The sequence below is a fragment of the Luteibacter sp. NPDC104163 genome, from assembly GCF_055584245.1.
In genome coordinates, this window is record NZ_JBVJMK010000025.1 from 20661 (window position 1) to 33066 (window position 12406).

Annotated in this window: 7 protein-coding genes; 2 read left to right on the top strand and 5 right to left on the bottom strand. The window is 67.5% G+C overall.

What is annotated here, in order from left to right; all coding sequences use genetic code 11:
• Positions 1 to 66: 66 nt before the first annotated feature.
• The 5 genes from ACZ6YI_RS20470 to pepN all read right to left on the bottom strand — a co-directional run bounded on the left by ACZ6YI_RS20470 (position 67) and on the right by pepN (position 10304).
• Complete coding sequence (locus ACZ6YI_RS20470) at positions 67 to 1863, bottom strand: autotransporter domain-containing protein (RefSeq protein ID WP_465780232.1); 1797 nt, start codon at positions 1861 to 1863, stop codon at positions 67 to 69.
• Between the two features lie 190 nt (positions 1864 to 2053).
• On the bottom strand, positions 2054 to 4393 hold the full coding sequence (locus ACZ6YI_RS20475; RefSeq protein WP_465780233.1) for a Tex family protein: 2340 nt from the start codon (positions 4391 to 4393) through the stop codon (positions 2054 to 2056).
• A 102-nt stretch (positions 4394 to 4495) separates the two neighbouring features.
• Entirely contained in the window at positions 4496 to 5269 is a 774-nt protein-coding gene (locus ACZ6YI_RS20480) for an RDD family protein (protein ID WP_465780234.1), read from the bottom strand.
• A 73-nt stretch (positions 5270 to 5342) separates the two neighbouring features.
• Entirely contained in the window at positions 5343 to 7217 is a 1875-nt protein-coding gene (gene mnmG, locus ACZ6YI_RS20485) for a tRNA uridine-5-carboxymethylaminomethyl(34) synthesis enzyme MnmG (protein ID WP_465780235.1), read from the bottom strand.
• Between the two features lie 438 nt (positions 7218 to 7655).
• Positions 7656 to 10304 carry an aminopeptidase N gene (pepN, locus tag ACZ6YI_RS20490; protein WP_465780236.1) on the bottom strand — a complete coding sequence of 883 codons (2649 nt, stop codon included), beginning with the start codon at positions 10302 to 10304 and terminating at the stop codon, positions 7656 to 7658.
• A gap of 73 nt (positions 10305 to 10377) precedes the next feature.
• Here pepN and ACZ6YI_RS20495 point away from each other — a divergent pair, with 73 nt between their 5' ends.
• The gene (locus tag ACZ6YI_RS20495) at positions 10378 to 11382 is read left to right on the top strand and encodes an aldose epimerase family protein (RefSeq protein ID WP_465780237.1); all 1005 of its coding nucleotides are present in this window, start codon (positions 10378 to 10380) and stop codon (positions 11380 to 11382) included.
• Entirely contained in the window at positions 11382 to 12323 is a 942-nt protein-coding gene (locus tag ACZ6YI_RS20500) for a threonine ammonia-lyase (protein WP_465780238.1), read from the top strand. Before ACZ6YI_RS20495 ends, ACZ6YI_RS20500 begins: the two co-directional genes overlap by 1 nt.
• Positions 12324 to 12406 lie beyond the last annotated feature (83 nt).

The following is a 12406-nucleotide window of genomic DNA, read 5'->3' on the forward strand; positions in this document are numbered from 1 at the left end:
CTTTCGCCGGCGTTTTTTTATGCCTCGAATGGGCTAGCCATATAGGCCAGCCCATGTCGGGCGGCCTTAGAGCGCGAGCTTCACGCCCACGCTAAGGCTGTTGAGGCGCTGGCTGTCGTCGCTGAAGCGGCCGCTGTAGCTGGCCCAGCCGCTCCAGCTCTTGCTGAAGTCGGCGGAGACGCCCACGTCGGCGGTGACCCAGGTCTTGTCGGGCGAGAAGCCCTGCAGCTCGAACTTGCCGCTCATGTTGGTCAGGCCAGCGGTGACGTAGCGATCTTCCGCGCGGCCATCGTGGTTGTAGGCGACTTCCGCGAACGGATGCACCGTGGTGTTACCCGCGGCCCACGAACCCTGCAGGCGCCAGCCGCCGGTTTCGATGCGCGCGTTGCGCACCTGTCGGCCGAAGGTCATGGCGGTGCTGGTGTTGTTGCGCTCGGAGTAACCGTCGACGCGCAGCTGCTCCACTTCCACCGTAACGAACGGACCGGTCTTCAGCGTTTCGGTACCGAACCACCAGCCGCCGGTGAGGCCGCCGCCGACATGCGAACCCTGGGTCTTGCCGGATTCAGTGCGGCGCGCGGCGCCGAGGTCGATGCGGCGATCGATATCGGTGAAGCTCAGCTGGCCGAAGCTCGCGAAGGCACCGACGTAGCCGCCACCCTGGTGATAGAAGGCGTAACCCGTGCCGGCGATGTCCTGCACCTTGTAGCCGCCACCGCCCTTGAAGTCCGCGTTGGCCTGGGTGAGACCCAGGGCGACGCCGGCGTTGAAGTTTTCGTTGATCTTCGCGTCGGCGCCGACGGTGAGGTTCACGTTGTCGCTGTCGGTCTTCGGCGAGGTGCCGGTGTCCTTGTACTTCTGCTGGCCGTAATCGACCGACGCGAAGAAGCGCGAATCGGCGCCCAGGTTGTCGGCCATCATTTCATTGCGCAGTGCGCGCATGTGCGCGGCATCGGACGCGAGGCCGGCTTCGCCAAGCAGCGAGATCTGGCGCGGGGCTTCCAGCACCGAGATCGCGTACTGGCTGAGCAGCGCGTGCGCGGCGGTGGTCGGGTGGATGCCGTCGGCGAACAGCCAGGTGGCCGCCGCGTTCGGATCGCGCAGCGTCGCCGGCGAGCAGGTGATCGAGCTGGCGGTGGTGCAGGCCGGCACGGTGACGTTGGTGAAGCCGTACGCCGACGGGTTGGCGATGACTTCGTTCAACAGGCTGTAGGTATCGATCGGGACGATGCCCTTGTTCGCCGAGGCCAGGCCGCCGGAGAGGACGCCGTTGTAGAGCTGCGCGAGAGAGGTCACGCCCGCGGCAGCCGCGGCGCCCTGAGACTGGGCGGCCGGCGTCTTGCCGATATCGGGCAGGTTGAAGACGACGATGGTCTTGGCGCCGGCAGCCTGCAGGGCCTTGATCTGGCCGACTTCCTGCTGGGCGGCGGTGCCCACGACGACCTGCGCGGTCGCCGGGTTGGCCGTGGCGGCGAGGATGTCGTTGGCGCCGATCCACATGGTGTACAGCGCGTTCGGGTTGGCCTTGCCGCCGTTGGCAGTGAGGTAGCCCTGGACCTGCGCTGACGTGGCCGGGACCGGGTTGGCGATGCCCGCGCGGGCGCCACCGAAGGCGTAGTCCGTGCCGCCCTGCAGGGAAGGCGTCAGGGAGAGGTTGAAGTACTTCGCGATGTTCTCGACCGCGACGGTACCCGGGTTCGTGGTGAAGCGGGTGATAACCGGCGAGCCGGAAAGGATCGCGACGTTGCCGTTATCGCTCAGGCTGTCACCGAACGAGACGACCTGCTGGAACCCGTCGGCGTGCGCCCCGGCACTGAACAGAAGGGCGGCACCGATGGCGCCTGCGAGTTGACGAATACGCATTTGGAATCACTCCGTGTGTGGGGCGTTAGAGAATCGTTACGGTAGCCGAAGCCATACGGCGGCGCATGCTGCGCCGCCGCAGGTTTTTGCAAATGGAGAAGGGCTATCGCGCGCAAGCGCGCTCTCACAGGAGAGCGCCCCCCGGACCTACGCGGTTGTGGGAGCGCGCTTGCGCGCGATCCCGGTTGCCTCAGCGCTTGAGCGCTTTCGAAAACGCGTCGGCGAACGCGCTGTTGGCGGGTGCGGGCGTCGCCTTCGGCGGCTGCGGCCCACGGCCGCCACCGCCGCCCGGACCGCGGCGGTTGCCGCCACCGGAAGCGTCATCACGCGCGCCGCCCGGACGGCCGGTGCGTGCTTCGCCCGGCACGTCATCCAGGCGCATGCTGAGCGCGATGCGCTTGCGCGGGAGGTCTACTTCCATGACCTTCACCTTGACGATGTCACCGGCCTTCACCGCATCGCGCGGGTCCTTGACGAAGGTGTGCGACAGCGCCGACACGTGGACCAGGCCATCCTGGTGCACGCCGATATCGACGAACGCGCCGAACGCGGCGACGTTGGTGACGCGGCCTTCCAGCACCATGCCGACCTTGAGGTCCTTCAGGTCTTCGACGCCCTCGGCGAAGCTGGGCGCAACGAATTCCGGACGCGGATCGCGGCCCGGCTTTTCCAGTTCCTTGAGGATGTCGCGCACTGTCGGCACGCCGAACGATTCGTCGGTGAAATCTTCTGCCTTCAGCCCGCGCAGGAACGACGTGTCGCCGATGATCTGCTTCACCTCGCGGCCGCACTGCTTGAGAATTCGCTCAACGACCGGGTAAGCCTCGGGATGCACCGAGCTCGCATCGAGCGGGTTCGTGCCGCCGGTGATGCGGAGGAAGCCGGCGCACTGTTCGAAGGCCTTGTCGCCAAGGCGCGGCACCTTGAGCAGGTCCTTGCGGCTGCCGAAGGCACCGTTGGCGTCACGGTGCTTCACCACGTTCTCGGCGACGCTGGCGGAGAGGCCGGCGACGCGGGCGAGCAGCGGGGCAGAGGCCGTGTTCACGTCGACGCCCACGGCGTTAACGCAGTCTTCCACGCGCGCATCGAGCGCGCGCGCCAGCTTCACCTGGTTCACGTCGTGCTGGTACTGGCCCACGCCGATCGCCTTGGGTTCGATCTTCACCAGCTCGGCCAGCGGATCCTGCAGGCGGCGCGCGATGGAAACGGCGCCACGGATCGACACGTCCAGCTCCGGGAATTCCTTCGCCGCGAGTTCGGACGCCGAATACACCGACGCGCCCGCTTCGCTCACCACCACCTTCGACAGGTTGAGGTCGGCGTGCTTGCGCATGACATCGCCGGTGAGCTTGTCGGTTTCGCGCGAGGCCGTGCCGTTACCGATCGCGACCAGGTTCACGCCGTGCTGCTTGCACAGCTGCGCGATGCGGGCGACGGACTGATCCCACTGGTTGCGCGGCTCGTGCGGATAGATGGTGTCGTATGCGAGCAGCTTGCCCGTGGCGTCCACGATGGCCAGCTTGCAACCCGTGCGGATGCCCGGGTCCAGACCCATCACGGTCTTCGCGCCGGCGGGCGCGGCGAGCATGAGGTCCTTCAGGTTTTCGCCGAACACGCGGATGGCTTCGTCCTCGGCGCCTTCGCGCACGCGGCCGAACAGGTCGAGCGTCAGGTGAAGGTGCAGCTTGACGCGCCAGGTGAGGCGCACGGTCTCGCGCAGCCATGCATCGGCGGGGCGGCCGCGGTCGCTGATGCCGGCGCGTGCGGCCACGCGGCCTTCGCCTTCGGCGTGGCCCTGGTCAGGGTCGAGCGCGGGATTCAGGTCGATCTCGAGGACGCCTTCGTTCCGCGCGCGCATGAGGGCGAGCAGGCGGTGCGAGGGGATCTTCGAGAGCGCTTCGGTGTGGTCGAAGTAGTCGCGGAACTTCGAGCCTTCGTTTTCCTTGCCGGGGACGACCACGGCGCGGATCTGGCCCTTGTCCCACAGCCAGTCGCGGAGTTCGCCCACGAGGGCGGCGTCTTCGGCGATGACTTCCATGAGGATGGCCCGGGCGCCGTCGAGGGCGGCCTTCACATCGGCGACGCCCTTTTCGGCGTCGACGAAGCCGGCGGCGACCGTTTCCGGATCCTGCGAAGGATCCTCGCGGAGACCGGTGGCCAGCGGCTCGAGCCCCGCCTCGCGGGCGATCTGCGCCTTGGTGCGGCGCTTGGGCTTGTAGGGCAGGTAAAGGTCTTCCAGGCGCGCCTTGGTGTCGGCGGAGAGGATGTCGGCCTTGAGGGCGTCGGTCATCTTGCCCTGCTCGACGATGCTCTCGACGATGGCCGCGCGGCGGTCTTCCAGCTCGCGCAGGTAGCGCAGGCGCTCTTCAAGCAGGCGCAGCTGGGTGTCGTCGAGGCCGCCGGTCACTTCCTTGCGGTAGCGGGCGATGAACGGCACGGTGGCGCCGCCGTCGAGGAGATCCACCGCCGCGCGCACCTGGTCGGGCTTGGCGGCGATGTCCTGGGCGATACGTTGTTCGATGCTCTGCATGTCTTTCCTGTGCTTGCTCGGCCGGCCGAAGCGAGGGCCGGGCCGCCGATGATAGCAAGCAGGGCCGCCCGGCCGACCCCCGGGGCCGGCCGGCGGCATGCGTCAGGCGTCGAAGCTGCCGCTCGCGCCGTTGCGTGGGGCCGGGGTGGCGCGGGTGTCGGCACGCCCCGACAGCACGTAGGTGCCCGCCAGCATGTCGTGGACGCCCTGCTTGCGCTCGGAGAACGCCGCCGTGACGTAGAACACCATGGGCAGCAGGACCGAGAGGAAGGGCACCGCGTTGGCCAGGCGGATGAGGTTGCGCCCGGCGGCCCGGGCCACGGTGAGGCGCTGGCCCGAGGTATCCGTGACGCGGATGCCCACGGCGAGCTTGCCGGGGGTCGCCTGCCACTTCGAGGCCTCGAAGAAGACGTAGTAGGCGAAGCCGATCAGCAGCACGACGTAGCTGATCGGGCGTGCCTGCTCGAGGTACGCGCTGACCGCGGCGGTCTGGTCGGTTTCCATCTGCGAGAACAGGGTGGTGATCGCGTGCTGGAAGCCCATGGCCATGGCCACGAAGGTGGCCGGGATGGTGATGAGGATGTAATCGATCACCCACGCGCCGAAGCGCAGCCAGAACCCGGCGTACTCCGGCGCCACCGCGTTCTCGGTGATGCCCATGAACGGCGGCGGGGGCGGCGGCACGGCACCTGGCGCGGCCTCGGCCGGGGCCGGGCGGTCCTCGGGGAAGAGCTCACCGAGCGGGCGCCAGTCGGTCATGCCTTCATACCAGCCCAGTTCCTCGGGACGGCAGGTGCCGTCGCGCAGCCACTGGCGGATTTCGTCATCGCGGTAAGGGCCGAAGCGTTCGCCGTTCCGTCCGATCCAGACTTGCATGGTGTGTCATCCGTTAAATCGCCAATCTCAACAGATGATGCCAGATGACCGCGGGCCCGCCGAGGGCCAGAGGTCAGGCGGCGCGGCGCTTGAGGTGGACCAGCAGCAGCGAGATGGCGGCGGGGGTGACGCCACTGATCCGCGAGGCCTGGCCGATGGTGGCCGGCAGCGAACGCTTCAGCTTGGTCAGCACCTCGGCCGATAGCCCGCGCACGCGGTCGTAGTCGAAATCCCCGGGGATGGCCGTGGTCTCGTGGCGGCGCTGGCGCTCGATCTCTTCGCGCTGGCGCTCCAGGTAACCCGAATACTTCGCCTGCACTTCGACCTGCGTGGCGACCTCGGCATCGGCGACCGCCGGGCCGAGTTCTTCCACGGCCATGAGCGCGGCGTAATCCAGTTCCGGCCGGCGCAGCAGGTCCAGCGCATGGGTTTCCCGGCTGACAGCGATGCCGAGCGCTCGCTCGACGGCGGCGCCAAGCGTGTTGGTCGGGGCGGCCCACAAGCCACGCAGGCGGGAGGTCTCGCGTTCGGCCGCTTCGCGCTTGGCTTCCAGGCGACGGAACTGCTCCTCCGGCACCACGCCGCGCGCGTAGCCGGCCGGCGTCAGGCGCAGGTCGGCGTTGTCTTCGCGCAGGTGCAGGCGGTACTCGGCGCGCGAGGTGAACATGCGGTACGGCTCGATCGTGCCGTTCGTGGTGAGGTCGTCGATCAGCACGCCTACGTAGGCTTCGTCGCGGCGCGGGTACCAGGGGCTTTCGCCACGTACGGCGAGCGCCGCATTCATGCCCGCGATAAGGCCCTGCGCACCGGCTTCCTCGTACCCCGTCGTACCGTTGATCTGCCCCGCGAAGTAAAGGCCCGGAATGCCCTTCGTTTCCAGCCACGGATGCAGGCCGCGCGGATCGAAATAGTCGTATTCGATGGCATAGCCGGGCCGCGTGATGTGCGCGTTCCCGAAACCGGGGATCGAGCGCACCAGGGCGTACTGCACGTCGAACGGCAGCGAGGTCGAGATGCCGTTCGGGTAGATCTCGAAGGTATCGAGTCCCTCGGGTTCCACGAAGATCTGGTGCGAAAGCTTGTCGGCGAAGCGCACCACCTTGTCCTCGATCGAGGGGCAGTAACGCGGGCCGACGCCTTCGATCTGACCGCTATAGAGCGGCGAGCGATCCAGCGAACCGCGGATGAGGTCGTGGGTGGCCTCGGTGGTATGCGTGATCCAGCAGCTCACCTGGCGCGGATGGTCCGCGGCCGAGCCCATGAACGAGAAGTGCGGCATCGGGTTATCCCCGGGCTGCTCCTCGAGCTTGCTGAAGTCGATGCTGCGACTGTCGATGCGCGGCGGCGTGCCGGTCTTCAGGCGGTCGGCGGCCACGGGCAGTTCGCGCAGCTTGGCCGCCAGCGTGGAGGCCGGCGGATCGCCCGCGCGACCACCAGCGTACTGCGCCGGGCCGATGTGGATCTTGCCGGCGAGGAACGTGCCGGCGGTGAGCACGACGGCGGGCGCATGGAAGTCCAGGCCCATCTGCGTACGCACGCCGATGACCCGCCCATTCTCAAGCAGCAGGTCGTCCACGGCCTGCTGGAAGAGCTGCAGGTTCGGCTGGGTCTCGACGATGTGGCGGATGGCTGCCTTGTACAGCGTGCGATCGGCCTGGCAGCGCGTGGCGCGCACGGCCGGGCCCTTCGATGCGTTCAGCGTGCGCCACTGGATCCCCGCCCGGTCCGCCGCGCGGCCCATGGCGCCTCCCAGCGCATCGATCTCCTTCACCAGGTGGCCCTTGCCGATGCCGCCGATGGCCGGGTTGCAGCTCATCTGGCCGATCGTCTCGATGTTGTGGCTGAGCAGCAGCGTGCGCGCGCCAGTACGCGCCGCGGCAAGCGCGGCCTCGGTACCGGCGTGACCGCCACCGACCACGATCACGTCGTAGGTTTCTTTATGCAGCATGGGAAGGGCTAGGGGCGAAGGACCAGGTTGGTCATTTTAGCGCCAGTTACAGTTGTAACGGTTGGCACGATCGGTGCTTTGCTTACAGCGCACTTCCACCGGGCAGACGCAGCGCGATATCCGCGCGCCGAGATCGAGCGACAGGGGCTTGATCGAGTGCCGGGGGAAGGAAGCGGGATGTGGGCAAGGATGCCCCATTCGGTTCTAAGAATGAGATCTGGCGCCCAGCGGTCTCAGGAACAGGGGGAATCCAGGATGACCGTGCTGCTGGGCGCCAGAAACCGAAGTGATTGGCACGAATAGCCGCGGCCCCTGCCGCGGCTTTCTTCGTTGAAACGTACACTACTCTGTTCCGATGAACCGTGTGTGACTTTTTCGTCAACGAATGACTCTAATTCGGCAATTGGTGACGCTGAGCGTCAGTTTTTGATAATCACGTCACCCCAGCGCAACTCGCGCCAGGATGTCCGTGAGGTCGCGCGAGAGATCTTTTCGCCCGGCCAGTTCAGCGACGACCGCGTGCGCGGCTTCCCGGCGGACCGGCTCGAGACGCTTCCAGCCATTGAACGCCGTGGCGACGCGCGCCGCGACCTGTGGATTCAGCGCATCGATGGCGACCAGGCGGTCGGCCAGCCAGCGATAGGCGGCACCGTCGGCGCGATGGAAACCGGTCGGGTTCATCCGCGCGAACGAACCAATGAGCGCCTGTACGCGGTTCGGGTTTTTCAGCGTGAACGCCGGATCGCCCTCGAGCGCCTGGACCCGGGCCAGCGCAGCGTCGCCCGGTAGCTGCGCCTGGGTCGCGAACCACTTGTCCAGGGCGAGCGCATTGCCGTCGTACTGCTGCCGGAAAGCGGCCAGCGGCGCGTCGGCAGCGGCGGGATCGGCGATCGCCAGCGTGGTCAATGCCGCCAGGCGGTCGGTCATCGAAGGCGCGCCGGCGTACTGCGCGGCGGCTAGCGCCACGGCGTCCTTCGTTACCGCGAGGGCGAGCAGGTCGAGCACCCGCCGCTTCAGCTGGCGCCGTGCCTGGTCGGCCGCGGTCAGGCCCGCATTCGCCTGCGCGCGCAAGGCGTCGTACCGCGTGCGCAAGGCATCGGCGCCGATGGCATTGGCCAGCGCGCGCAACATGCCCTGGCGGACGGCGCGGATGCGCTCGGGATCGCGCTCGGCCTGGCGCTCCACCAGTTCGATCTCGCCGGGCGGCGTGAGCAGTTCGGCGAGCAGCGCATCATCGATGCCGTCCTCGCTGAACAGCCCGGCCAGCGCGCCGGTCCATGCCTGGACGGCCGCGCCGTCCGGGTTGCCGTCACGGAATGCATCGTAAGCCAGGCCGGCGAGTTGCTGCCCGGCGTCCCAGCGATTGAAACCATCGGGGTCGTGGCGGAGCAGCAAGGCCAGCTCGGCCGGCGCGTACTCGCATTCCAGGATCACGGGTGCCGAGAAACCGCGCAGCAACGACGGGACGGGTGCGACGTCGACATCCTCGAACACGAAGGCCTGTTCCGTGCCGGTCAGCACGAGGGTGCGCTCGCTGGCGCCGGCGCTTTCCTCGCCCTCGAGGCGCAACGGCAGGGCCTTGCCGCTCGGGTCGAACAGCGAAAGGCGCACCGGCACGGGCAGGGCCTGCTTCTCCGGCTGGCCCGCACTGGCCGGCGTGCGCTGGCGCAGCAGCAGGCGGTAGCGGCGCTTCGCGGCGTCGTGGCGGCCCTCGGCGCTCAGTCGCGGCGTGCCGGCCTGGCCGTACCAGGCGAGGTACGGCGAGAGGTCCACGCCGTTCGCGTCGCCCAGCGCCTTCAGGTAGTGCTCGATCGTCGCCGCTTCACCATCGTGGCGCGAGAAATACAGGTCCATGCCCTTGCGGAAGCCCTCGCGGCCCAGGTGGCCGGCGATCATCCGCACGAGTTCGGAACCCTTCTCGTACACCGTGGCGGTGTAGAAGTTGTTGATCTCGGTGTACTGCGACGGCCGCACCGGATGCGACAGCGGGCCGGCGTCTTCCGGGAATTGCGCCCGGCGCAGCAGCGCGACGTCTTCGATGCGCTTCAACGGCGCCGAATTCATGTCAGCCGAGAAGCTCTGCTCGCGGAAGACGGTGAGGCCTTCCTTCAGGCTGAGCTGGAACCAGTCGCGGCAGGTGACGCGATTGCCGCTCCAGTTGTGGAAATACTCGTGCGCAACCACGGCTTCCACGTGGCGGTATTCGTCGTCGGTGCTCGAATCCGGGTCCGCCAGCAGGTACTTGGCGTTGAAGATGTTGAGACCCTTGTTCTCCATCGCGCCCATGTTGAAATCATGGGTGGCGACGACGTGGAACACATCCAGGTCGTAGTTGCGGCCATAGGCCTGCTCGTCCCAGCGCATGGAGCGCTCGAGCGAGTCCATCGCGTAGTCGCAACGGTCGATGACATCGGCTTCCGCCCAGATGTGCAGCGCCACCTTGCGCCCATCGGCGGTGGTGTAGTCCTTGCTGATCCGCTCCAGGCGGCCCGCCACCAGCGCGAACAGGTAGCTCGGCTTCGGGTGCGGATCGACGAAGCGCGCCCAATGCCGGCCGTCGGGCAGTTCGCCGGTGCCTTCGGGGTTGCCGCCCGCCAGCAGCACCGGGAAACGGGCCTTGTCGGCGCGCAGGGTCACGGTGAACTTCGAGAGGACATCCGGGCGGTCGGGGTACCACGTGATGTGGCGGAAACCTTCGGCCTCGCACTGCGTGAGCAGGAAGCCCTTGTCGCGGCTGCCGGAGAGGTACAGGCCCTCGAACGCGGTGTTCTCCGCCGGGCGGATGGCCACGCGCGTCGTCAGCGTGCAACGGTCGCCATCGACGCCGACCTCGAGCACGCCGTTTGCCAGGATGTATTCGCCATCGCCCAGCCGCCGGCCATCGACCTGGAGTTCCAGCAGTTCCAGCCCTTCGCCGTTCAGGCGGATCGGCTCATCCGCCTGGCGGACCATGGCGAGCGTCGCATGCACCTCCGTCCGATCGATGCCGAGATCGAACTCCAGCGCGACATGCTCGACGGCCCATGCCGGCGGGCGGTAATCGGCGAGGCGGATGACGGCGGTCGGGGTCTCGGAACGGTCGCTCATGGCTTCAGGAACTTCGTGGTGCGGGCTCAGGCAGGCTAACATGCGGCCTGATTCGTCAAAAGGAACCCTTTCCATGTCCCGTTTCACCGTGACACGTTCCTCGATGGGCACGCAGGAAGTGCTCGTCCTCCGCGATAGCCAGGCCCAGCGCGAGATCCACATCGCCCGCCGCGGCGCCACCGTGCTGTCGATCAGCCTCCCCACGGGCGGCGGTACGCGCAACATCGCGGATGCCTTTCTTAACGAACAGGAACTGGTGCCGCACAAGGGCTCGCGCTTCGCCGTGATGACGCCGTTCGCCAATCGCATCAACGACGCGCGTTACACGTTTGAAGGAACTTCCTACGATTTGCAGCCGGGTGTCACGGGTGCCGATCGCGCCATCCGTCATGGTTTCGTGCGTGGCGTCATGTTCGACGTGCCGCACGAGGAGGCGAATGACGATCACGCGCAGGTCACGTTCGCGACGCAGGCTATCCGCCCCGATGCTTATCCCGGCTACCCGTTCGCGCTGAACTTCAGCATCACGTTCACCCTTGATGCCAAGGGCCTGTCCATCGAGACCCATACGCGCAACGTGGGCGACCATGCGGCACCGGTGTTCTTCGGCTGGCACCCGTACTTCCGCATCTCGGATAACTCGATCGATACCTGGGAGTTGCAGGTGCCGGCGCAGACGGTGATCGCGACGGATCCCGGCTTCATTCCGCTGCCGGGTCGCGAAGCGTGGAAGTCGATCGACGACGTGGATGCGTCCCTCGATTTCCGCCAGACGCGCAGCATCGGTGCCACGGAACTCAACACCACCTACACCGATCTCCAGGTGGATGACGATGGCAAGGCGCGCACCTACCTGAGCGATCCGAAGACGGGCACGAAGATCGCGGTGTGGCAGCAGCGTGGCGTGATGCTGGCGTTCACTTCGGATACGAACGAGCGGGACCCGCGCAAGTCGGTCGCGCTGGAGCCGATGGAATGCATGGCCGATGCATTCAACCGCGAGGACTGCGCCGCGCAGCTCCGCCTTGCACCCGGTGAGGATCGTCGCTTCGTCTGCGGGGTGGAGTTCATCGCGTGATGCTTCCTTCGTTCGCTGATGTGCGTGACGCGGCGGCGCGCATCGCGCCGTATGCGCGAGTGACGCCGGTCATGCGCACCGACCTGATCGATGCGCGCACCGGGGCCACCGTCTGGTTCAAGTGTGAAAACCTGCAGCGTGGCGGTGCCTTCAAGTTTCGCGGGGCGACCAACGCCGTATGGTCGCTCAGCGAGGAAGAGGCCGCGAGCGGGGTGGTGACGCATTCCTCGGGTAACCATGGCAATGCGCTCGCCATGGCGGCGCGCACGCGGGGCATCGTGGCACACGTGGTGGTTCCCGATGGCGCGGTGAAGGCGAAGGTCGACGCGATCATCGCGGCTGGCGCGACCGTGCACCGTTGCGCGGCGACGACGCAGGCGCGCGAAGCGAAAGCGGCGGAAGTCATGGCGGCGACGGGTGCGAACCTGGTGCACCCATACGCCGATTCGCGCGTGATGGCCGGGCAGGGCACGCTCGTGCCGGAGCTGCTGAAGCAGGCGCCGGGCATCGATACGATCCTGTTCCCCGTCGGTGGGGGTGGCCTGGCCGCAGGTTGTTCCATTGCCGCGCACGGCATCGATCCGGGCATCAGGCTGTTTGGCGCCGAGCCCGAAGGCGCCGATGACGCCGCGCGTTCCCTGGAAGCGGACGAGCGCGTCGGCCCGTTCACGCCGGACACGATCTGCGACGGCCTGCGCACGCTGGTGGGTGAACCCAACTTCCATGCGCTGCGTGACCACCAGGTGCGCGTGCTGCGCGTGAGTGATGACGAGGTGGTCGCGGCCATGCGGCTCATGTGGTCGGAACTGCGGATCATCGTGGAACCCTCGAGCGCCACGACGCTGGCAGCGTTGCTGCGTTATCCGGATGAGTTCGCCGGGCGCACCGTGGGTGCCGTCATCACTGGCGGCAATGTCGATCTGGATGCCTTGCCCTGGTGAAGCAACGCGCGGGCGCCGCTGATCGACGTGTCAGCGGCGCACCGCCGCATGACGGCCTCGCCCGCGGCGTCGTCGACGGTTAG

Excerpts from the sequence above, each read along its gene's own strand:
- ACZ6YI_RS20470 (WP_465780232.1), bottom strand. The coding sequence starts at position 1,863 with ATGCGTATTCGTCAACTCGCAGGCGCCATCGGTGCCGCCCTTCTGTTC.
- ACZ6YI_RS20475 (WP_465780233.1), bottom strand. The coding sequence starts at position 4,393 with ATGCAGAGCATCGAACAACGTATCGCCCAGGACATCGCCGCCAAGCCC.
- ACZ6YI_RS20480 (WP_465780234.1), bottom strand. The coding sequence starts at position 5,269 with ATGCAAGTCTGGATCGGACGGAACGGCGAACGCTTCGGCCCTTACCGC.
- mnmG (WP_465780235.1), bottom strand. The coding sequence starts at position 7,217 with ATGCTGCATAAAGAAACCTACGACGTGATCGTGGTCGGTGGCGGTCAC.
- pepN (WP_465780236.1), bottom strand. The coding sequence starts at position 10,304 with ATGAGCGACCGTTCCGAGACCCCGACCGCCGTCATCCGCCTCGCCGAT.
- ACZ6YI_RS20495 (WP_465780237.1), top strand. The coding sequence starts at position 10,378 with ATGTCCCGTTTCACCGTGACACGTTCCTCGATGGGCACGCAGGAAGTG.
- ACZ6YI_RS20500 (WP_465780238.1), top strand. The coding sequence starts at position 11,382 with ATGCTTCCTTCGTTCGCTGATGTGCGTGACGCGGCGGCGCGCATCGCG.